Origin of the sequence: Mycolicibacter sp. MU0102 (assembly GCF_963378105.1) — a bacterium.
Classification (GTDB): domain Bacteria; phylum Actinomycetota; class Actinomycetes; order Mycobacteriales; family Mycobacteriaceae; genus Mycobacterium; species Mycobacterium holstebronense.
The window spans coordinates 4623406-4645117 of sequence record NZ_OY726398.1; the positions used below are offsets into that span (position 1 = coordinate 4623406).

The following is a 21712-nucleotide window of genomic DNA, read 5'->3' on the forward strand; positions in this document are numbered from 1 at the left end:
CCAGCTTACCGGAACCGCAATTCCCCCTGGCAAACGCTATATGCCGGCAGGGCACCGTCACCGCGGCGCAACTCTTGTGCTCAGCGCCCGTTGAGGGAAGGCTGAACTGCGGAGGAGGCTGCCATGGCAGACAAGACCGGGACTTCGCGAGGCGGCGCTGCTGCCCCGATCGCGGCCACGCCGGCCGCCATCCGCAATGTCGTTCTGGTCGGTCCACCCGGCTCCGGGAAGACCACTCTGGTCGAGGCGATGTTGGTGGCCGCGGGGGTGTTGCCTCGAGCCGGTTGCATCGCCGACGGCAGCACGGTCTGCGACTACGACGACGCGGAGCTCCGTCAGCAGCGTTCGGTCGGTGTCGCGTGTGCCTCGCTGGCACACAACGATGTCAAGGTCAACCTGATCGACACCCCGGGCTGCGCCGACTTCGTGGGAGAACTGCGCGCCGGGCTGCGGGCCGCCGACTGTGCACTGTTCGTGATCGCAGCCAACGAAGACGTCGACGACGCGACCGCCGCGCTGTGGCAGGAGTGCAGCCGGGTGGCTATGCCGCGCGCGGTCGTCGTCACGAAGCTGGACCACGCACGGGCCGACTTTCCGGCCCGCCTGGCCGCCGCCCAGGCGGCGTTCGGCGATACCGTGCTGCCGCTCTATCTACCCGCGCCCGCCGAAGGCGCCGCGCTGATCGATCTGTTGGCGGCGGAACCGCCGCCCGAGGCCGAGCAGCAGCGTGGCGCGCTGATCGAGGCGATCATCGAGGAATCGGAGGACGAGTCGCTGCTGGACCGCTACCTGGGCGGAGAACAGATCGACCCGGCGGTGCTCACCGCCGATCTGGAGTGGGCCTTGAAACAGGTCCTAGCGCGCGGTTGCCTGTGCCCGGTCATCCCGGCATGCAGCGTCACCGGCACCGGCATTCCCGAACTGCTTGAGGTCATCACGACCGGCTTCCCCTCGCCGCCGGAGCATCTGCTTCCTGAGGTGTTCAACCCGAATGGCGTGGCGCGCACCGGGCTCAGTTGCGACCCGGACGGGCCACTGCTGGCCGAAATCGTCCGGACGACATCGGACCCCTACCTCGGCCGGGTCAGCCTGGTGCGAGTGTTCTCCGGAACCATCAAGCCCGACAGCGGAATCCATGTCAGCGGTCATTGCGCGGCTTTCTTCGGCGATGGGACCGGCCGCTGCGACCACGACGAAGACGATCGGATCGGGAACCTGGCGTTTCCGCTGGGCAGACAACAACGCCCTGCCGCGGTCGTGATGGCCGGGGACATCTGTACCGTCGGCCGCCTGAGCCACGCTGAGACCGGAGACACGTTGTCCGGCAAGGACGAACCCCTGGTGTGCAAACCGTGGTCGATGCCGGATCCGCTGCTGCCCGTGGCGGTCATCCCGCACGCCAAGACCGACGAGGACAAGCTCGCGGTCGGGCTGGCCCGGCTGGCCGCCGAGGATCCCAGCCTGCGCATCGAGCGGAACCCGGAGACCCATCAGACCGTGCTGTGGTGCATGGGCGAAGCACACTCCGGGATCGTGCTTGACGCACTGGCCCACCGCTATGCGGTATCGGTCGACACCGTCGGACTGCGGGTGGCGCTGCGAGAGACGTTCGCCACCAAGGCCAAAGGCCACGGCCGTCATGTCAAACAGTCCGGAGGGCACGGCCAGTACGCGATCTGCGATATCGAGGTGGAGCCGGCGACGCAGGGCGCCGGCTTCGAGTTCGTCGACCGTGTGGTCGGCGGGGCCGTTCCCCGCCAGTTCATCCCCAGCGTGGAGAAGGGTATTCGCGCCCAGATGGAGCGCGGGCTGACCGGCGACGCCGGCGGCGGTTACCCGGTGGTCGACATCCGGGTCACCCTGCTCGACGGCAAGGCGCACAGCGTCGACTCCTCGGACTTCGCCTTCCAGATGGCAGGCGCAACCGCCCTCCGTGATGCCGCGACCAACGCGACGGTGCGACTGCTCGAGCCGATCGACGACGTCACCGTGCTGATACCCGACGAACTGGTCGGCGCGGTGATGGGCGATCTGTCCGCGCGCCGCGCCCGGGTGCTGGGCACCGATAAAGTCGGGGCCGACCGCACCTGCGTGAAGGCCGAAGTACCGCAGACCGAGCTCATCCGGTACGCCGTCGACCTGCGATCGTTGACCCACGGCGCCGGTTCGTTCACCCGCGGCTTCGCGCGTTACGAACCGCTGTCGGAGTCAGCGGCCGCGCACGCCGCCAGCACCGCCTGATCGCCGCAGAGAGGACGAACATGTCGACAATCGCCGGGTTGCCCGCACACGTCCTGCTGCTGCACGTGGTGGTCTCGCTGGTCCCGCTGACCGCGGTCCTGCTGATCGTGTGTGCGGTGTGGCCGGCGGCCCGACGGCGATTGGTCTGGCTGGTCGTGACGTTTTCCGCCATCACGCTGCTGGTGACGCCGCTCACGGTCACCGCTGGCGAGTGGCTGGCCGACACCGGCAAGTTCGCCCCGTCGCCCAAGTTGGACGCGCACATGGCCGCCGGCGAGTACGCCCTCTATATGGCGTTGGGCTTGGCGGTCGCTGCGGTATTGCTGGCCGGCTTGCACGTGGCGATGTCACGCGGTAGCAACGTCGGTTCACTGCTGCGGCTGGGAATCGTCACCGTGGTGATCGCACTGGCCGGCGGGTCGATGTTCGCGATCCACACCATCGGCTCGACCGGGACCGAGGCGGCCTGGGGAGACCTGCTCACCGCGTCAGACGACGGCTAAACCTGCGCTGATGGCGTTGCTGTTGGCACAATGGACGGCATGCGCAATGTGAGGCGGGGAATTGTGGCGATTGCCGGGTCGATGGCCCTGGCTCTCGGGTCTGTAGGGGTGTCGGCCGGTATCAGCGAAGCAGCTCAGAGCTCGCCGGCACGGGGGCTGGCCGTCGCGGCGATTGAGCCGGCCGCCGGATCGGTCGTGGGGGTCGCCTACCCGGTGATCGTGACATTCAACGGACCGGTCCGGGACCGAGCGGCCGCCGAGCGTGGGATCCACATCAACTCCACGGGCAATAATGCCGGCCACTTCGAGTGGACCAGCAGCGATGTCGTGCAGTGGGTCCCGGACGGCTACTGGTCACCGCACAGCAAGATCAGCGTCGACGCCCACGGGATGTCAACGGGCTTCGAGACCGGCGACGCGGTCGTGGGACTCGCCGACATCTCCGACCACACCTTCACCGTCAGCGTCAACGGCGAGATCCAGCGGATCATGGCTGCGTCCATGGGTAAACCCAAGCGCCCCACGCCAATCGGTTCCTTCACCGCGTTGTCGAAAGAGCGCACCATCAAGTTCGATTCGCGCACCATCGGCATCCCACTCAATGACCCGGAGGGCTACCTGCTCAACGGCGAGTACGCCGTTCGGGTCACCTGGAGCGGTGTCTACGTGCACTCCGCCCCTTGGTCAGTGGGCTCGCAGGGCTATTCGAACGTCAGCCACGGTTGCATCAACCTGAGCCCCGACGACGCCGCGTGGTACTTCAACTCGGTGCACCTGGGCGACCCAATCATCGTGCAGGCCTAGCACTTAAGGCCTAAGGCAGTCGTAGACGCGGCGATAACTCGCCGCGTCTACGACCGTCTTGGCTCTGGCCTGGGACGCACCGCGTCAGCAGGCGCCGAGCACCGCTGTGGGCATGTGCGCCACGTAGCGCTGAGCGCGCTGCTCACGACGCACTTCGCGACGAGCGGCCAGGCGGCTGCGCAACCGGCTCACCATGCGGTTGCCCGCCTGGTAGTCCGTCGAGCCGTCGAGAGCCAGAACACTGATGGTGATGAAAGCCATGATTTTCTCCTGCCGGGAAGCTCACCGGCCGACGCAACCCGTACGGGTCGCCGGAACTCGTGGTTCAGGCCCTGGAAGGTACTGAAAATGCTTCAGCGGAGGCGCCGGAACCGGTGAGGAACAAATCGATCGTGGAACACGGATACGGATGCGGACCGTCACTAGAACTCACTTCGCCCTCACCTCCTTCCGGTCGAGACACACGGGCATGTCGTGGCATTAACCACCATGGTGGCATCGAAATACAGGACCGTCAAACGCAAACGGGTTCCGGCGGTGCCGGCCATCGCAACAGCGGCGACCAACACCGGCCCGAAACCCCTTCGCAGCAAGCGCTATTCAGCGCTTCACTCAGAGCAGTCCGAGCAGCTGCAGATCGGTGACGTACTTGACGATCACCGCCGGCGTGACATGCGGGATGTCGGGATGCTCGGGGTCAGGCCCGATCCCGGCCGACTGCACCGCAGCCCGGAACCTGTCCGTCGGTGCGATCGACCCGCAGATCGGCGGCTGCGGCTTCTGGTAGTTGTGCAGCAGCGGTAGCAGCGACGCCTGGCGCTGGTTTTCCGGCAGCGCCCGCAGCGTGGTCTCGAACCGCTGCAGCCAGTCGCCGTAGTCGGCGATCCGCCGGATCGGGTAACCGGCTTCGATCAGCCAGTCGACGAATTCGTCCATCCCCAAACCGTCGTCGTACGGGTTCATCACGTGGTAGGTGGTGTACCCGCCCGTCGCAAAGGACCCCAGCGTGGTGGACGCCTCGGCGATGAACTCCACCGGAAGGCCGTCGTAGTGCGCGCGCTGCCGCTGACCGTCGGCGCCCAGTTCGTAGAACGAACCCGGCGCCACGCCGGCCGCAACCAGGCTGAACATCATCCGGGTGAACATGTCGGGCAGGTTCAGCTGGCCGGCGTAGCTGGTGTCGGCCAGGATCATGTCGCAGCGGAACACCGCGACCGGCAGGCCGCACAGGTCGTTGGCCTCACGCAAGAGCACCTCGCCGGCCCACTTGCTGGTGCCGTAACCGTTGGCGTACCCGTCGTTGATCGCCCGGACCGCACTCATCACCCGGACATCGGCGTCCTCGGTGAACTTGCCCAGCGGAATCTGGTCGCCCACACCAATTGTGGAGAAGTAGGTGAACGGCTTGATCTTGCTGGTGAGCGCGATCCGGATCAGCTCGGCGGTGCCGAGCGCGTTCGGGCCGAACAGCTCGCTGTAGGGCAACACGTGGTTGACCAGCGCCGCCGGGTCGACGATCGCGTCGACGGTGTCCGCCAGACGCTGCCAAACTTCTTGGTCCAGGCCAAGGTTCGCTTCGCCCTTGTCACCGGCGATCACCTCAAGGTGCTTGGCGGCCAGTTCGCTGTAGTGCGCCAGCAGCTGCTCGTCTCCACTGTCGAACACATTGTCCAGCCGTCGGCGGGCATCCTCGTCGGACTTCGCCCGCACCAGGCAGATCAGTTTTCCGTCCACCGGGGCCAACCGCTGCAACCACTCCAGCGCCAGGTAGCGACCCAGGAAGCCGGTCGCACCGGTCAGCAGCACGGTGCGCACCTGCTCGGAGGGGCCGGGCAGCGACGGAGCCGCAGCCAGGGTCGCCTCGTCGAGGAACTTGTCCAGGGTCAGGTCGGTCGCAGCCACCTCGACCGCGTCCCGGCCGTGCACCGAGGCGAATGTCGGCCTCTTGGAGCCGTTGCGCTCGGCGGTGATGTAGTCGGCGATCGCCGCCAAATCGTTTGCCGGGCTGACGATCACGCCCACCGGCACGTCGACGTCGAAGATGTCACGCAGCAGGTTGCCGAATGTCAGCGCCGACAGCGAGTCCCCACCCAGGTCGGTGAAATGGGCCTCTGGGGCCAGGTCGCCGGCCGAGGCTCCCAACAGCGCCGCGGCGGCGCGGCTGACGGTCTCCAGCGCCGGGCGCTGCGCTCCATGATGACGCAGTTCGCTCAACTCACTGGCCTGCCCCTCGGCCAGCTCGGCGTAGCGGCGCTCAAGGCGATCGCCGTAGTGCGCCTTCAGCTTCGGCCAGGCCAACTTGCGGATCCCGGTCAGCAGTCCGTTCTCCAGCGTGAACGGCTCAGTCTCGACGATGAAGTCGCGCGGAACTTCGTAGGACTGCAGGTCGGCGTCTTTGGCCACCTGCTGCAGCGACTCGGCGATACCGGCCTTGAGGGCGGCCTCGGAGTCGAAGCGCGCCGCAGCTTCCGGGGTCGGGACCACCACGGCCAGCAGATAGGGCTGAGCGCTGTTGCCGTACACGTAGATCTGGCGCACCAGCGGGCTGTTGCCGAACACCGCCTCCAGCTTCGCCAGGGTGACGAACTCGCCCTGGGCCAGCTTGAGCACGTTGTTGCGCCGGTCGACGTAGACCAGGTGGTCCGGTGCGATCTCGGCCACCACATCGCCGGTCCGGTAGTAACCGTCGGCGTCGAACACCTCGGCGGTCACCTCAGGCCGCTTGTAGTAGCCGGGGAACAGGTTCTCGGTCTTGAGCAGCAGTTCGCCGCGCGGGTGTGGGGTGTCGGTGCCGAAGTAGCCCAGGTCCGGCACGTCGACCAGCTTGTAGTCGACTACCGGCGGCCGCTGCACTTCGCCGTCGAAGAGCACCATGCCCGCTTCGGTGGAGCCGTAGCCGTTGAGCACATGCTGCTCGGTGAGCTGATCGACCCAGGACCGCAGCTCATCCGAGATCGGCGCCGAGCCGGTCATCGCGAACACGCACCGCCCGCCGAGCAGCTCAGCGCGCATCTGCGCCAAGACCTGCGTTTCGGCCGCGGCCCGGTCTCCGCTCACGCCATCGACTTCGCTGCGGAAGTGCTGGTAGAGCATCTCCCAGATCCGGGGGACGAAGTTCAGTTCGGTCGGGCGAACCAGGGCGAGGTCTTCGAGGAAGGTGGACAGGTCGCTGCGTGCGCTGAAGTAGGCGGTACCGCCGTTGCCGAGGGTGCCATACAAGATGCCGCGCCCCATGATGTGGCTCATCGGCATGAAGTTCAGCGTGATCGAGACGGCAGTCGGGCCGAACCAGTTCTTGGTCGACCGCACCCACATCCGGGCCACATTGCTCTCCGGGTACATCGCACCCTTGGGGGCGCCGGTGCTGCCCGAGGTGTAGACCAGCAGTGCCAGTGGGTTGGCGTCGTCGCCGGAGTCTGCCTGGGCCGGCAAGGAAAGAGCGCGACCGCGGGCCAGCAGGTCGGCGAGCGGCTCGACAACCACCTCAACGCCGGCCAGTTGCGCCCGAGCATCGGCAAGCGCCTCGCGGTGGTCGTCGACCTGCTCGTGGTAGTCGAAGACCACCAAGCGGGTGGGGGTCGGGCCCGTCCGCACCAATTCGACCGCATCGGACAGCGAGTCAACGCTGGCAGCGATGACCCGGGGCTCGGTCTCGGTCACGATCGGCACCAACGTGCTGATCGCCGCTGAGGTCTGCAGCGGCACTGAAACAGCGCCGATCTGGCCCAGCGCCACGTCGATGACGGTGTAGTCGACGCTGGTGAACCCCAGCACCGCAACCCGGTCGCCGGGCCGCACGGCGCCGGCGGCCAGGGCGGCGGCCGTGGCGCGGACTCGCTCACCGAGTTCGCCATAGGTGATGGTTTCGTAGCGCGGAAGCAGGGCTGCGGTGCTGCGGCCGGTGGCCGGATCGGTGACGTACTCGACGGCACGCTGCCCGAGCGCCGGCCGGTCGGCGTAGCCCTCGAAGACGGTCCGGGCGATCTGCGCCAGCCGTGACTGTCCTTCGACAGCGGTGGCGACGGCCGGGTCGGGCCGGCCAGCGGCGAACTGCGGGTCTGTGGCGACCAGGTTGGCGATGCGGCGGGCGAGTTGCTCCTCGTCAGCGGTGGTGGAAACAGTCGACATATCGAACCTCTAACGGATATTTCGTGAAAGTGATTTTCAGGGGCGCAGTCTGCGCCGATGTAAACTACGTTAGCAAAACTAACTTAATTTCGGACCCCTGAACTGGTGTGACGTTGCACTCACGGCTGTTTGCCAGTGAGGGTCAGCTCAGCGATTCCTCCAGCCACGGGAGCAGCCACTTCACCCCTTCGGGCGTGAGGTGAATGCCGTCGCTGCGGACCTTGATGCCGTCGACTTTGGCGGTGTAGGTTCCGGCCGGCCCCAGCTTCTTGTTCAGGTCCATCACCGTGACGGCTTCCCGCCCGGCGACCTCCCGGCGCAGCAGGGCGTTCCAGCGGTCGACGCGCTCCGGTTTGTCCTCAGGCCACAGGCTGCCGTCGGGCCGCTCGCCGTAACGGCTGTAGGGCACGGTCGTCACCACGACCCGGCTGCCGGCGGACTCCAGCACGTCGAGCGCACGGCGCAGCTCCGCGGTCAGGTAGGCGTCGAAGGTCGGGTCGCCGATGTGCGACCACTGGCCCTCGTTGACTCGGTCCACGGTTTCCCAGCGGCCGACGAACAACAGCACGACATCGGGCTGGTCGGCCTTGACCTGCCGAGTCCAGCGCGCCGGCCATCCGTCGCACTCCTTGCCCTGGTCGATGACCTTGCCGGCCCAGCGGTACGGGCCGGCTCGCACAATGCTGCAGCCGACGACGGTGTGGTCGATGAAGTCGTAACCGGGGGTGTCCGGCAGATAGTGCATCAGGGTCCAGCCGATCGAATCACCGAACACCGACACGGTGCGCGGCCGGTTGGGGTCGCGTCGCGCGGCCTGCGTTGGTGGCTTTTTGGACTCCGAAAGCCGCGCAGGCGGCGAGGGAGACACCGCGGCCGCCGCGGCCACATCCGGGGTCACCCCATTCTCGGCCGTGGGCCGCTCGACGACCGGGACCACCAGCACGGTGACCGCCACCGCAGTACCGCTGACGGCGGCCCCCAGCGGCAGCAGCGACACCCGCGCCGGCCGCCAGCGGCGGATCGGCTCCTCAAGGACCCACCATGACACCGTCGCGAGCAGCAGCGTGGCGGCGCACCGCACGGCGAACAACGCCCACCCCGACCACCCGGTGCGCTGGCCGTTGAGGACCAGGAAGACCGGCCAGTGCCACAGGTATACGCCGTAGGAGATCGTCCCCAGCCACACCAGCGGCGACCAGGCCAACGCCCGGGCGACCAGACCGCTCTGATGCAGCGCGATCGGGGCGATCACCGCGATCGCAGCGACGGCCACCAGCGTGAGCAGGCCGCCGTGGAACTCCGCGGCCGTGCCGGTAGCGCGGTGGGCCGCCATCGCCAGTACGGCCAGCCCACCCAGCGGCAGCAGCCGAGCGACCCACAGCGCGCGGCGGGTGCGCACCACCGACCAGCCCGCGGTGAGCGCCGGCCAGTCCCCCACCAGCAGGGCCGCGGCCGCGGCACCGATCAGCAGGGCCTGCGCACGAGTGTCGGTGCCGAAGTAGACGCGATCGCGGGTGGCGTCTGAGGCCAGCATCTCCGCGGCCGTCGCCGAAGCCGCCGCCCCTGCGCTGGCCAACAGGAAAACGGTCAGTCGCACCCCGCCGACGGTGGCCCACCCGCCGCGGCGCCGGGCGCGAGCCCCCAGCAGCAACGCGATCGCGATCAGCAGCAGCGGCCATAAGAAGTAGTACTGCTCCTCGACGCCGAGCGACCAGGTGTGCTGCAGCGGCGACGGCGTGCCGGCTTCGGTGAAGTAGTCCGTGTGTTGGGCGACGAACCGCCAGTTGGCCACCCAGAAGAAGGCGGCGATCGCGTCCTCGCGCAGTCCCACCACCGCCTCCGACGGCAGCAGCTCGTGGGCTATGGCGACGGTCAGCACCATGAGCACCAGAGCCGGCAGCAGCCGGCGGATGCGCCGGATCCAGAAACCGGTGAGGTCGATCCGGCCGGTCCGGCCCAGCTCGTCGATGAGCAGCGAGGTGATCAGGAATCCGCTCAGCACGAAGAACAGGTCCACACCCAAGAACCCACCCGACAGTCCGGGGATGCCGCCGTGGTCGGCCAACACCAACGCGACGGCCAGCGCACGCAGACCGTCCAACGCGTGAATGCCCGGGCGTCGTCGCTCCCGCCGAACGCGGTCGGCGGCGCGCGCAGTGGTCAACCGGGCGGCACGCGGGGCCGGCGCAACCCAGCGGGATTTACCCGAGGTGCGCATCGAGGTGGCCTGGCGAGTCCGGTTCCCGGCCGGTCGACTCATGTCATCTTGGTCGCCGTTGGCGCCGATTGGTCGATCCTCTCGCTGGTGGACCACCGAAAGCTTAGGGGGCGAGCGGTCGTCTCAGCCGGATGACACGCGCGCGATCAGTAGACCAATTCGGCAGTGCGCCACCAGATCAGCGCGATGAACAGTGCCAACAGCGCAAGGCTGGCCACCGCCTGAATCCGGGTCCGGCTCGCCTGCGGCGGGTAGACGTAGGCGAACGCGATCAGCACTCCGGTGATCAGACCACCGACGTGTCCCTGCCAACTGATGTGCGGAATGGTGAAAGTGAAAATCAGGTTGACCACGATCACCGCGCCCACCGCGCGGACGTCCATCCGCAGGCGGCGTCCGATGACCAGCGTGGCGCCGAACAAGCCGAAGATGGCGCCGGAAGCGCCGGCGGTCGCGGTGGTGATCGGCGCCAACAGGTAGACGGCAACCGAGCCGCCCAGCGCACTGAGCAGGTACAGCGCGCTGTATCGCACCCGACCCAGCAGGCCCTCGAGCTCGGGTCCCACCACGTACAGCGCCCACATGTTGAGCAGCAGGTGCATCGGGCCGTAATGCAGGAACGCCGACGTCAGCAGCCGGTAAACCTGGCCGTGGGCCACCGCCGGTGTCCAGAGCACCAACTCGGACTCGATCTCCTGCGACGACAACTGCGCGAGGAAGGCCAGCACGCTCAGCGCGATCAGCCCGTAGGTGACCACCGGTGTTCCCGCGGCGGCGCGGACCCGCGGCCGCGCCGCCCGGCGCACCGGCGTGCCACCCGCCTGCGCGCAGTCCACGCAATGCTGGCCGACGGCTGCCCCCCGCATGCAGTCCCCGCAGATGTAACGGTCACACCGGGTGCAGCGCAGCGCGGTGGCCCGATCGGGATGCCGGTAGCAGACGGTCATGGCTATACCCTCTCAGAGCACGTTTGCCGGGGCGCTGCCGGTAGATTTCAGACCATGTCGTCTCAAGCTCCACGCCAAGCGTTCAATGACGTCGTCACCCGGTTTTGGAGCTTCGCCGCTCCGGCCTACGACGCCCAATTTCTGCAACGTTGGGTCTACCGTCCGGCCCAGGACGAGCTGATCGCCGCGCTGCGGTCGCACCAGCCGGCCCGGGTGGCCGACATCGCCTGCGGCACCGGCATCCTGGCCGACCGGATCGAGCGTGAGCTGTCCCCGGCGGCGGTCTACGGGGTGGACATGTCCGACGGCATGCTCAACGAGGCACGGGAACGCTCGTCGCGCGTGCAGTGGCTGACCGGGCCCGCCGAGCAGCTGCCGTTCGAAGACGGCGCGCTCGATGCGGTGGTCACCAGCTCGGCGTTTCACTTCTTCAACCAGCCGGCCGCGGTGCGCGAGTTCTACCGAGTGTTGGCGCCGGGCGGGATGGCGGCGGTCACCGCGATGAGCCCCCGGCTATCCGACCCGCTCAAGGCGCTGGCCGGGATTCGGTGGAACCCGGCGCGCCAGCCGACGCCCAGTGAGATGCGCACGCTGTTCACCGACGCCGGTTTCACCGTTCCCGACCAGCATCGCGTGGCACGTCCGGCCTGGACGCTGGTCGTGTCGGACCTGATCACGGTCGGCGTCAAACCGTAAACGGCCGGCGACGCCCCGGCCCCTGCGATTCCTTCCCGGTACCTTCGTTAGGTATGAGATCGATGAAGCTGGCCGGGACGACGGCGATCGCGCTGACAACCTGGTTGACTGCGGCCGGGATCGCCGGGGCTGATCCGGCCCCTCCTCCCCCGCCCGCGCCTAAGCAGGTGATCGACGGCGACGGCACCTTCGCGGTTGGCAAGGACATCGTGCCGGGCACCTACCGCTCCGACGGCCCGCGTGACGGCGAGGCCTGCTACTGGCGCCGTATCGGCGGCGGTAAGACCCTCGACAGCGCGATGACCAAGAAAGCCCAGGTCGTGCTGATCGAGCCGAGCGACACTTCGTTCCGGACCGACCGCTGCCAGACCTGGCAGCTGACCGAATGCCCACCCACCTGCGCGCCGGTACCGCAACAATCGGTGGGCCTGCCCGACGTATTGAAAGGCTTCGTGCCGCAGCCTCGGCCGCCGGCCCCGGCCCCTGCTCCTAGCGGCGGCTAGGTCAAACGCCGACGCCCACCCGCGAGTCGGAGTCTCACGACGGAACACGCCGTGGACGCGTCGCCAAAGTCCGACTCGATCGGGCGCCGCCAGATCGTTGAGGAACGCCCGGCCGCCTGAACTGAGCATTCAATGAAAATTGCCTGTACGTCACGCGGGATCGCGCCGTTGCAAAGGACAGACCGCAGCGACCTTCAGCTCAGACTGGTTCCGCCTGGGACAGCAATAACGTTGCGCCGTCAACCAGTGTTCCGATCACCTCGTCGGTGCTGAAATCACTGAGCCACAGATTTGGGGCGTCGGTGCGATGCAGCATCGCGACGCCGTGCAGTGCCACGGACAACGCTGCGGCGATCCGGTCCGAATCGGGATCCGAGTCCGAATCCGGCGTCTCCCCCCGGCAGGCCAGCAACCCTCTGGTCACGACGGCCAGCGCCCGGCGGGCCGCCGGCGGAGCGTGACCGTCCTGGGTCATCAGGGCGTAGCGCAACGGGTGGCGCTGCGCGAACGACACGTATACCCGACATCCGATGAGCAGGCGTTCCCGCGGGTCAGTGGCTCGCTGGACGTGTTCGGCGATCTCGTCGGAGACCTGAACCCAGCTCGACTCGGCGACTGACTCGAGCACCCGCTCCAAGTCGTCGAAGTGTGCGTACACCGAAGGTGCGGCGATGCCGGCCTCCCGGGCGATGCGGCGCAGCGAAACCTCGGCTTCGCTGTCCGCCCCGTCGATAACCCGAACAGCGGCAGCCAGGATCTCGTCGCGCAGCAGCGCGCCGTGACCTCGCAAATTGCGCCGACGAGGGGGAGTGGGCACGCGGTGATCCTAACGGTCTGTTAGTTGTCCTCACTTGCGTTCGGCATAACATCTTGCGCGCGCAAGTGTGAGCTGGCACCATTTAACTTTACACTCGTTTCGTTACGGCCGTAAGGTTAATGGTCATGAGCGTAATGAGAAAGCCGGGAAGTCTTCGAGGCCTGCTCGAGCGACTGTGGATCGTGCTGGTGATCGTCCCGGTCGCCGCGATCGGCGGGCTGGTCATCTACCGGTTCCACGGCGTGTTCGGCGCGGACGGGGCGGCGGTCGCCGGCGGCACCGGTGGCGAAATCGTCTCTACCGTGCCGAAGTACGTCACCTACGAGCTCTACGGCCCCGAATCGACGTCGGGCATGGTCAGCTACGTCGACGAACGCGCCCAGTCCCGGGAGGCCCAGTTCCACTCGCTGCCCTGGTCGTTGACGCTGACCACCACGCAGCCGAGTGTGTTCGCCAACGTCATGGCCCAGGGCGACAGCCGCGAGCTGGGTTGTCGAATCACCGTCAACGGCGAACTGCGCGACGAACACCGGGCCGACGGCCACAGCGCCGCGACATTTTGCGTGGTGAAAGCGGCATGAGCGGCGACCGCAATCCCACCGGCGCCAAAGCCCCCTGGTTCCCGCGGCTGATCCGCGCGTGCGCCATCCCGATCATCTTCTTCTGGCTCGCCGCAGCCGCCGCGACCAACCTGCTGGTGCCACAGCTGGAGGTCGTCGGCGCCCGCAACGCCGTGTCGCTCTCCCCGCAGGATGCGCCGTCGGTGATCGCGATGAAGCACATCGGCGAGAAGTTCGGCGAGTTCACCAGCGACTCCGTGCTGATGATCGTGCTGGAAGGCGAAACCGAGCTGGGCGAGGATGCCCACCGCTACTACAAGCGGCTGGTGGCGACGTTGCAGGCCGACACCGCCCATGTCGAACACGTGCAGGACTTCTGGGGCGACCGAGTCACCTCGGCGGGCTCGCAGAGCGAGGACGGCCGGGCCGCCTACGTGCAGGTACATCTGGCGGGCAACCAGGGTTCGGCGCAGGGCGTGGAGTCGGTGGACGCGGTGCGCGAGATCGTCGAAGGATCTGACCCGCCGGCCGGACTGCGCTCCTATGTGACCGGTCAAGCGGCGCTGGTCGCCGACACCAATGAGGCCGGTGACGCCTCCATGGTGAAGATGACGGGCATCACCATGGCCGTCATCGCGGTGATGCTGCTGGTGGTGTACCGCTCGATCGCGACCACGATGATCGGGCTGCTGGTGGTCGTCACCGAGATGAGTGTGGCCCGCGGGCTGATCGCGCTGCTGAGCAACGCCCACGTCTTCGCGATCTCAACATTCGTGGTCAGCATCCTCACCGCGCTGGCCATCGCGGCCGGAACCGACTATTGGATCTTTTTGATCGGGCGCTACCACGAGGCGCGCAACGCCGGTGAGCAGCGTGAAACCGCCCAGAACACCACGCTGTCCAGCGTCAGCCACGTCATCCTGGGCTCCGGCCTGACCATCGCCGGGGCGATGCTGTGCCTGCGCTTCACCCGGCTGAACTACTTCAACACCCTGGCGGTGCCGTGCGCGCTGGGCATGTTCACCATCCTGGCGATGGGGCTGACTTTTGCTCCGGCGGTGCTTGCGGTCAGCAGCCGATTCGGGCTGCTGGACCCCAAGCAGGTGACCAAGACCGGCGGATGGCGCAAAGTAGGCACCGCCGTGGTGCGCTGGCCACTGCCGATTCTGGCCGCCGCCAGCGCCATTGCGGCGGTGGGCGTCCTGGTGCTGCCCGGCTATAAGACCAGCTACGACAACCGGCACTACATCCCGGCCGGCGTCCCGTCCAACATCGGCTATGCCGCAGCCGAGAAGCACTTCAGCTCCGCGCGGATGAACCCGGACATGCTGATGGTCGAGTCCGATCACGACATGCGCAATCCCCGCGACATGCTGGTGCTGGACCGCATCGCGCGCAACATCTTCCGGGTCCCCGGCATCGAACGGGTGCAGAGCATCACTCGGCCGCTGGGGCCGCCCATGGAACACGGATCGGTGCCGTTTCAGATCAGCGCGCAGGGCGTCACGATGCGGGAGAACCTGCAGTTCTTGCACGCCCGCCTCGACGACACCCAGACCATGGCCGATCAGCTCTCGTCGATGGTCACGGTGCTGGACCGGCTGCACGGCCTGACCGTGCAACTCTCCGATGCCACCCACGGCACCGACGAGGCGACCCACGACATGGAAGGCACCGTGGCCGAGGTCCGCGACCGCATCGCCGACTTTGACGACCAGTTCCGCCCGCTGCGCAACTATTTCTATTGGGAGCCGCACTGCTTCAACATCGGCGTCTGTAACGCGTTCCGCTCGGCCTTCGACGCCACCGACGGCTTCGACAAACTGGCGGAGAACACCACGGCCCTGGCCCAGCAGCTGGACCGGGTCGACGAGATCACGCCGGCGATCGCCGATCAGATCCCGCCGATGATCGCCATCACCACCAACATGCGCGACCTGATGCTGACCATGCACAGCAGCTTCAGCCAGGTGGTGACCCAGCTGGAGCAGATGACCGATACCGCTGCGGTGATGGGCCAGGTGTTCGACGACGCCAAGAACGACGACATGTTCTACCTGCCGCCGGAGGCGTTCGACAGTCCCGACTTTCGGCGCGGGATGGAGTTGATGATGTCGCCGGACGGCTCCGCGGCGCGCATCCTGATCACCCATGACACCGATCCGGCGACCGTCGACGGCATCTCGCACGTCGGCGCCGAACTGCAGGCCGCCAAGGAAGCCGTCAAGGGCACACCGCTGGCCAAGGCGAAGTTCTATCTGGGCGGCACCGCCGCCACCTACGCCGACATCGCGACCGGGGCGCACTACGACCTGCTGATCGCGGCGATCGCGGCGATCGTGTTGATCTTCGTGGTGATGCTGCTGATCACCCGGGCGCTGGTGGCCTCGATTGTGATCGTGGGCACCGTGGTGCTCTCGCTGGCCTCCTCGTTCGGGCTGTCGGTGTTGTTGTGGCAGTACGTGTTCGGCATCGAGTTGCAGTGGCTGGTGATCGCGATGTCGGTGATCGTGCTGCTTGCGGTGGGCTCCGACTACAACCTGCTGGTGGTCTCGCGGATGAAGGAGGAGATCAACTCGGGGTCTCGGACGGGTCTGCGCACCGGGCTGATCCGGGCGATGGGCGCCACCGGCAAGGTGGTGACCGCAGCCGGCATGGTGTTCGCCTTCACCATGATCGCGATGATCGCCAGCGACCTGCGGTCCGTCGGGCAGATCGGCACCACCATCGGACTGGGCCTGCTGTTCGACACGTTCATCGTCCGCAGCCTGATCACCCCGTCGATCGCGGCGTTGCTGGGCCGGTGGTTCTGGTGGCCGATCAACGTGCACCGGCGCCTGGCGCCGATCCCGGCTAAGCCGCGGCCTCCCGCCGATTCCCGCGCCGAATCCCCCGCCGAGCGTGAAGGTGGCCGCACGGTGGGCGCCGAACGTAAAGGCAGCGTCACGTTCGGCCCGGGTAGGCCGGCCGCGACGCCGACGCCACCCGTCCCGGCAGGCTAAGAATCTTACTGTTACGCCAAGATACTCTTATTTTTCTTAATTTATCTGTATGGTGGGTCCCTGGCGTCACGGAGAGGGGCTTGCGATGGTCAGATCGGGTACGTCAGCGGTGGTGCTGGGAGCCGGGATAGCCGGGTTGCTGGCGGCGCGAGTGGCGTCGGAGTCCTACGACTCCGTCACGGTCGTGGACCGCGATCGGCTCCCCGATCACCCTGCCCAGCGCAAAGGGGTCCCGCAGGGACGCCATCTGCACAGTTTCCTCACCCGTGGCACCGGCATCCTCGGCGAACTGTTTCCCGGGATTCTCGACGAGCTCGCCACCGCCGGCGCGGTGGTGATCGACAACGGCGATCTGTCTGGGCGCTACGCCCGCATCGGCCGTCATGAGCTCAACCGCACGGGCACGCTCGCAGATCCCCAAGCTCTGGCGATCTACAGCGCGAGCCGACCGTTCATGGAGTTCCACGTCCGTCGACGCGTCGACCACCTCACTAACGTCGCGTTCCTCGACGGCCACGACGCGATCGAGCCGGTGCACGATCGCGGGGTCGTCCGCGGTGTGCGAGTCACGAATCGGCACAACAAGCTCACCCAGGTTCTGCCCGCCGACCTTGTCATCGACGCGACCGGACGGGCTTCGAGGACCGCCGAATTCCTGGCCGGCCACGGCTTCGGCTGCGTGCCCGACCACCGCCTGCGCCCCGCTTGGGCTTACTCCAGCCAGCTGCTGCGCATCCCGCCCGGACGGCTCGCCGACCAAATGGTCTTCATCAACCAGGGGCGCGCCTATCCCGGCCTGCTGCTGGTGGCCTACGAGCACGACACCTGGATGCTGTCGATCGCCCGCCACGGTGACTACGGCTCTCCCCCAAGAAATTTCACCGCCATGCAGGTCGCAGCCAGGCAGCTGCTTCCGGCATCGATCATGGCCGGGCTGCGCGACGCCACACCGGTGGGCGATATCGCGGTCTCCCATGACACCGGAGCGCTGTGGCGCCGCTACCACCAGATGACCCGCTTCCCCGAAGGGCTGGTGGTGATCGGCGACGGGCTCTGCCGACTCAATCCGCTGCACGGACAAGGCATGACGGTCGCGGCACTGCAGGCGCTGGCGCTGCGCGACTGTCTGGCAGATGGCGGGCCGGAGCTGTCGCAGCGCTTCTTCCGCGCGGCGGCCGCCCAGATCGGACCGATCTGGGCGGCAAACGCGACCCAGGATCGTCCCACTGCCGACGACCGCCCTTACTCGATCCGCCGCCGGTTGGGCGGGTGGTTCACCGAGGCGGTGGGGACCGCCGTGTCCCGCGACATCGCCGTCACCGAGCGCATTCTGCGAGTGCGCAACCTGGTGGATTCCCCATCGCGGTTGCGTGATCCGGTCCTGCTGGCCCGCATCCTGCTGGCGAACCTGCGGGGCCCGGGATTCGCCTCATGAACGATGACGAAACCGCCATCCGGGAGCTCATCGCCCAACAGGTCGCCGGCTGGAATGCGGGCGATCCCGCGGCCTACGCATCCGTCTTCACCCCCGACGCGGACTACGTCACTTTCCTGGGCGACCGCTACCAAGGTCGGGAGGCCATCGCCGCGTCGTATGCCCCGCTGTTCGCCAAGTTGCTACGAGGGACACGGCTGGAACTCAAGGCATCTACGCTGCGGTTTGTGACACCGGACGTCGCACTGATCCACTCCCGCGCCGTAGTGACCAAAAATGCGCGAGGCCCCAACCGGGGTGTGCGGATCAACACCAGCGTCGCGGTGCGAACCAGTGCCGGCTGGTTGTTGACCTCCTCGCAGAACACAACCCATCGTCGCCTGACCCAAAGGCTCATGCGCACAATCGTTTCCCGACGCCGCGACACAGGAGTCTCCCTTGCTTGACGCCAGCTACCGAGCCGCACGCGGCAGGATCAGCACCCTGGCGGCCGGACTCACCGAGGACCAATTGGACCTCGCGGTTCCGGCCACTCCCGGATGGTCGGTACACGATGTGCTGGCCCACCTCACCGGCGGCGCCGCAGATGTCTTGGCGCAGCGACTCGATGGGGCGCCGGGCGAATACTGGACCGCACGGCACGTCGCCGAACGTCGCGACCGCCCGGTCGACGAGCTGCTCACCGAGTGGGAACGCGCGGCCCCGGCGGCAGAGGCGAGCCTGCCGGAGCGGTTCGCCGGGCCCAACCTCGCCGCGGACGCGATCTGCCATGAGGGGGACCTACGCGAGGCGCTGGGTCTGCCGCGGGTCGACCGCGAGCACTGGCAGCTGTTTCTGGACGTCCTGGTCCGCTTACCCGGCCGGCGCCTCCCTGACACCGATACCCTGGTGATCAGCGACGAGCTGGGGCAGGAATGGCGTTGCGGTTCGGGTGAATCCGTCACCGCGTTGCGGGCGGCAGGTTACGAGTTGCTGCGAGGCCTGTTCAGCCGGCGCTCCCGCAGTCAGATCGCCGGCTGGGACTGGTCCCCGGAGCCGTCGGCGCGACTGGTCGACAACTTCGGCGCCTTCGGCCACCGCGACGACGATCAACCGATCCCGGTCTGCTGACCTCAAGCTCCGCAGGAGGTCAACCGCGGCGGGGAGAATGCCACCGATCCGACCCCGCCGTCGACGGCACCGTTGTTGGCGAGTTGCATCGTGGTCAGGTAGGTACAGGTTTGAATCTCGGTGGATAAATTCAGGTAGACCACGTTGTAGGTGTAGGCGAACGTGCGGACCAACTGCTTGGCATCCCAGGGCACATCCAGCACGAAACCCAGCGATGAGTCGATCGTCCGGATCCAAATTGCCCGCACACCGGTCTCACCGATCGACGGCGCCACCGAAAACGCCGAACCGTCGGGTTTGGTACCGGCGATGCTGATGCTGTCGATGCGGTAGCCGGTGGCTTCCGCCGGCACCGGCGGCCCGGGCTGAATCCTGGTGGTGAACTGGATTGCGTAGTTGGTTCCGCCGCCAATCGCCCTGGTGGTGGAGAAGCTGGTCCAGCTGAATTCCTCCGGCAACTCCACAGCGCAGTTGTCGATCAGCTCGTACGGATCCCCGCACCCGGTCGAGCCGGCCGGCACGGCCAGCGCACGCGGGCCGGCGAGCGCGGCACCGAATACCGGCAGCGACCAGGCGGCACCGCGCAGGAAGATGCGGCGCGAGATCGCCGTCTTCGCATTGCCGGTCACGAATTCACAGTAGGCGATCAGCCCGCATTCGGTTGTTCGCCCAATGATTCGGTGCCATGCTCGCCGGATGGTGTGGGAGCGATTGTCCGCCGCCGTCGCCGGCCGCCGTTCCTGGCTCGTTGCGCTGATTCCGATCCTGATCGCCGTCGCGCTGATGGTGCTCAGCAACGACAACGCCGCAGCGACCCAATCACCCGAGGCGCTGCCGGCCAGCGCCGAATCCGCCCGAGCCGCCGCGGCGCTGTCCACCTTCGCCGGCGGGGAACAGGCGACCGCGCTGCTGGTCGCCACCCGCAGCGATGGTGCGCCGCTGACGCCGGCCGACCTCGCGGCGGTGACTGCGGCCCGCGATCGCATGACGCAGCTGCCCCAGGTGCTCACCGGCCCGGCCTCGCCGGTGCTGCTGTCCACCGACCACCGGGCGGCGCTGGCTACGGCGCCGTTGAATGCCGAGTTGTCCGGTTTCGGGCTCGCCGATGCGGTCAAAGCCCTGCGGGCGGCCGCCGCCGACGGGTTGCCACCGACGCTGTCGACCCACATCACCGGCGGGCCGGCGTTCGGTGCCGATATTGCCGATGCCTTCACCGGCGCCAACGTCACCTTGTTGGCAGTCACCGCGCTGGTGGTCGCGCTGCTGTTGATCATCACTTACCGCTCGCCGGTGTTGTGGCTGGCGCCGCTGCTGGTGATCGCGTTCGCCGACCGGGTGGCCTCGGTGGTGGGGGCCGATGTCGCGCGCGCCGCGGGCGTGACCTTTGACGGCTCCACCGCAGGCATTACCAGCGTCTTGGTCTTCGGGGCCGGCACCAACTATGCGCTGCTGCTGATTTCGCGCTACCGCGAAGAACTGCGTACCGACGCCGACCATCGCACCGCGCTGCGCCGTGCGGTGGCCGCCGCCGCCCCGGCGATCCTGGCCAGCAACGCCACCGTGGTGCTGGCCCTGCTGACGTTGATCTTGGCAGTCACCCCGAGCACCCGCAGTCTCGGGATCTGCGCCAGCTGCGGGCTGGTGGTGGCCGCGGTGTTCGTGCTGTTGGTGTTGCCCCCGCTGCTGGTGTTGGTCGGCCGGAAGGTGTTCTGGCCGTTCATTCCCCGCGCCACAGGCGGTGCCGCTACGCCGGACGGCCCATGGCATCGTGTCGCCGAGGCGGTCTCGCGCCGCCCGGCCCTGGTGTGCACAGCGGCGGTTGCCGTTCTGGCGGTGTCGGCCGCCGGATTGGTCGGCGCCGGAATCGGGTTGTCGCAGACTGAGCAGTTCCGGTTACAGGCCGACTCGGTGACCGGATTCGACACGCTGGCAGCACATTTTCCGGACGGCGCGGCGAGCCCGACCGTCGTGATCGGCTCCAGTGCCCGGGCCCAGCAGCTCAAGCGGGCGATCACCGCGGTCCCCGGCGTGGTCTCGGTGGTCCAGACGGGTGTGTCGGAGACCGGACGAACCATGTGGTCGGTGGTGCTCGATGCCGCCCCGGCAACGGACGAGGCTTTCCGTACCGTTGCCGGACTTCGCGATTCGGTCGGTGCGGTGGACACACGGGCATTGGTGGGTGGCGCCGACGCACAGGCCCTCGATATCCGTGACGGGGCCGTGCGCGACCGCGCGGTGCTGATTCCGCTGATCCTGCTGGTGGTGCTCACCGTGCTGTTCGTGCTGCTTCGGGCAGTGTTGGCCCCGCCTGTCCTGGTGGCGGCGACGGTGCTCAGCGCGGTCGCCGCGCTCGGGCTGGGTTGCTGGGCCAGCCTGCACCTGTTCGGATTTCCGGCGCTGGACAACAGCACTCCGCTGTTGGCGTTCCTGTTCCTGGTAGCGCTGGGAGTGGACTACACCATCTTCCTGGTGACCCGCGCCCGCGAGGAGACCGCCGACCACGGCACCCGCGGCGGCATGGTGCGCGCGGTGTCAGCCACCGGCGGGGTTATCACCAGTGCCGGCATCGTGCTGGCAGCGGTGTTCTGCGTGCTCGGGGTGCTGCCGTTGATTGTGCTGACCCAGCTGGGCATCATCGTGGGCTTGGGAATCCTGTTGGACACGTTCGTCGTTCGCACACTGGTGATTCCGGCGCTGTTCTCACTGATCGGCGATCGAGTCTGGTGGCCCAGCCTGCCGCGCTGACCT

17 protein-coding genes are annotated in these 21712 nt (G+C 67.6%); 11 read left to right on the forward strand and 6 right to left on the reverse strand.

Features of this window, described 5'->3' with window-relative positions; translation table 11 throughout:
* The first annotated feature begins 123 nt into the window (after positions 1-123).
* From RCP37_RS21465 to RCP37_RS21475, 3 genes are read left to right on the forward strand one after another with little or no spacing between them, the layout of a single operon-like run.
* Positions 124-2241: an elongation factor G-like protein EF-G2 gene (locus tag RCP37_RS21465; protein ID WP_308484929.1), complete on the forward strand. Its 2118-nt coding sequence runs from the start codon at positions 124-126 to the stop codon at positions 2239-2241.
* A 20-nt stretch (positions 2242-2261) separates the two neighbouring features.
* Positions 2262-2744 carry a hypothetical protein gene (locus RCP37_RS21470; protein WP_224974487.1) on the forward strand — a complete coding sequence of 161 codons (483 nt, stop codon included), beginning with the start codon at positions 2262-2264 and terminating at the stop codon, positions 2742-2744.
* A 39-nt stretch (positions 2745-2783) separates the two neighbouring features.
* A complete protein-coding gene (locus tag RCP37_RS21475; RefSeq protein ID WP_308484930.1) occupies positions 2784-3548 on the forward strand; it encodes a L,D-transpeptidase in 765 nt (254 codons plus the stop codon).
* A gap of 84 nt (positions 3549-3632) precedes the next feature.
* On the opposite strand, the gene RCP37_RS21480 is transcribed toward RCP37_RS21475, so the two are convergent.
* From RCP37_RS21480 to RCP37_RS21495, 4 genes are all read right to left on the reverse strand, one after another.
* Positions 3633-3809: a hypothetical protein gene (locus tag RCP37_RS21480; protein WP_308484931.1), complete on the reverse strand. Its 177-nt coding sequence runs from the start codon at positions 3807-3809 to the stop codon at positions 3633-3635.
* A 351-nt stretch (positions 3810-4160) separates the two neighbouring features.
* Positions 4161-7676: a carboxylic acid reductase gene (car, locus tag RCP37_RS21485; RefSeq protein ID WP_308484932.1), complete on the reverse strand. Its 3516-nt coding sequence runs from the start codon at positions 7674-7676 to the stop codon at positions 4161-4163.
* A 142-nt stretch (positions 7677-7818) separates the two neighbouring features.
* Positions 7819-9894 (reverse strand): SGNH/GDSL hydrolase family protein, encoded by a 2076-nt coding sequence (locus tag RCP37_RS21490; RefSeq protein WP_308487196.1) that lies wholly within the window; start codon positions 9892-9894, stop codon positions 7819-7821.
* Between the two features lie 146 nt (positions 9895-10040).
* Positions 10041-10841: a rhomboid family intramembrane serine protease gene (locus RCP37_RS21495; RefSeq protein WP_308484933.1), complete on the reverse strand. Its 801-nt coding sequence runs from the start codon at positions 10839-10841 to the stop codon at positions 10041-10043.
* A 54-nt stretch (positions 10842-10895) separates the two neighbouring features.
* Here RCP37_RS21495 and RCP37_RS21500 point away from each other — a divergent pair, with 54 nt between their 5' ends.
* Both RCP37_RS21500 and RCP37_RS21505 read left to right on the forward strand, forming a co-directional pair.
* Positions 10896-11537, forward strand: a complete 642-nt coding sequence (locus RCP37_RS21500; RefSeq protein ID WP_308484934.1) for a class I SAM-dependent methyltransferase — start codon at positions 10896-10898, stop codon at positions 11535-11537.
* A gap of 53 nt (positions 11538-11590) precedes the next feature.
* A complete protein-coding gene (locus RCP37_RS21505; RefSeq protein ID WP_308484935.1) occupies positions 11591-12040 on the forward strand; it encodes an Rv1352/Rv1906c domain-containing protein in 450 nt (149 codons plus the stop codon).
* 199 nt (positions 12041-12239) lie between these two features.
* On the opposite strand, the gene RCP37_RS21510 is transcribed toward RCP37_RS21505, so the two are convergent.
* A complete protein-coding gene (locus RCP37_RS21510) occupies positions 12240-12857 on the reverse strand; it encodes a TetR/AcrR family transcriptional regulator (protein WP_308484937.1) in 618 nt (205 codons plus the stop codon).
* A gap of 125 nt (positions 12858-12982) precedes the next feature.
* Here RCP37_RS21510 and RCP37_RS21515 point away from each other — a divergent pair, with 125 nt between their 5' ends.
* The 5 genes from RCP37_RS21515 to RCP37_RS21535 all read left to right on the forward strand — a co-directional run bounded on the left by RCP37_RS21515 (position 12983) and on the right by RCP37_RS21535 (position 18964).
* Positions 12983-13438 carry an MmpS family transport accessory protein gene (locus tag RCP37_RS21515; protein ID WP_308484938.1) on the forward strand — a complete coding sequence of 152 codons (456 nt, stop codon included), beginning with the start codon at positions 12983-12985 and terminating at the stop codon, positions 13436-13438.
* A complete protein-coding gene (locus tag RCP37_RS21520; RefSeq protein ID WP_308484939.1) occupies positions 13435-16419 on the forward strand; it encodes an MMPL/RND family transporter in 2985 nt (994 codons plus the stop codon). Before RCP37_RS21515 ends, RCP37_RS21520 begins: the two co-directional genes overlap by 4 nt.
* A gap of 85 nt (positions 16420-16504) precedes the next feature.
* The gene (locus tag RCP37_RS21525; RefSeq protein WP_308484940.1) at positions 16505-17854 is read left to right on the forward strand and encodes an NAD(P)/FAD-dependent oxidoreductase; all 1350 of its coding nucleotides are present in this window, start codon (positions 16505-16507) and stop codon (positions 17852-17854) included.
* Positions 17851-18300 (forward strand): SgcJ/EcaC family oxidoreductase, encoded by a 450-nt coding sequence (locus tag RCP37_RS21530; RefSeq protein WP_308484941.1) that lies wholly within the window; start codon positions 17851-17853, stop codon positions 18298-18300. The genes RCP37_RS21525 and RCP37_RS21530 overlap by 4 nt, the downstream gene beginning before the upstream one ends.
* Positions 18293-18964, forward strand: a complete 672-nt coding sequence (locus tag RCP37_RS21535; protein ID WP_308484942.1) for a maleylpyruvate isomerase family mycothiol-dependent enzyme — start codon at positions 18293-18295, stop codon at positions 18962-18964. The genes RCP37_RS21530 and RCP37_RS21535 overlap by 8 nt, the downstream gene beginning before the upstream one ends.
* A 2-nt stretch (positions 18965-18966) precedes the next feature.
* Here the strand turns inward: RCP37_RS21535 and RCP37_RS21540 are convergent, their stop codons facing one another.
* Positions 18967-19593, reverse strand: coding sequence for a hypothetical protein (locus RCP37_RS21540; protein ID WP_308484943.1), 627 nt, complete (start codon positions 19591-19593; stop codon positions 18967-18969).
* A gap of 67 nt (positions 19594-19660) precedes the next feature.
* Between RCP37_RS21540 and RCP37_RS21545 the strand changes: the two genes are divergently transcribed.
* A complete protein-coding gene (locus tag RCP37_RS21545) occupies positions 19661-21709 on the forward strand; it encodes an MMPL family transporter (RefSeq protein ID WP_308484944.1) in 2049 nt (682 codons plus the stop codon).
* The last annotated feature ends 3 nt before the right edge of the window (positions 21710-21712 follow it).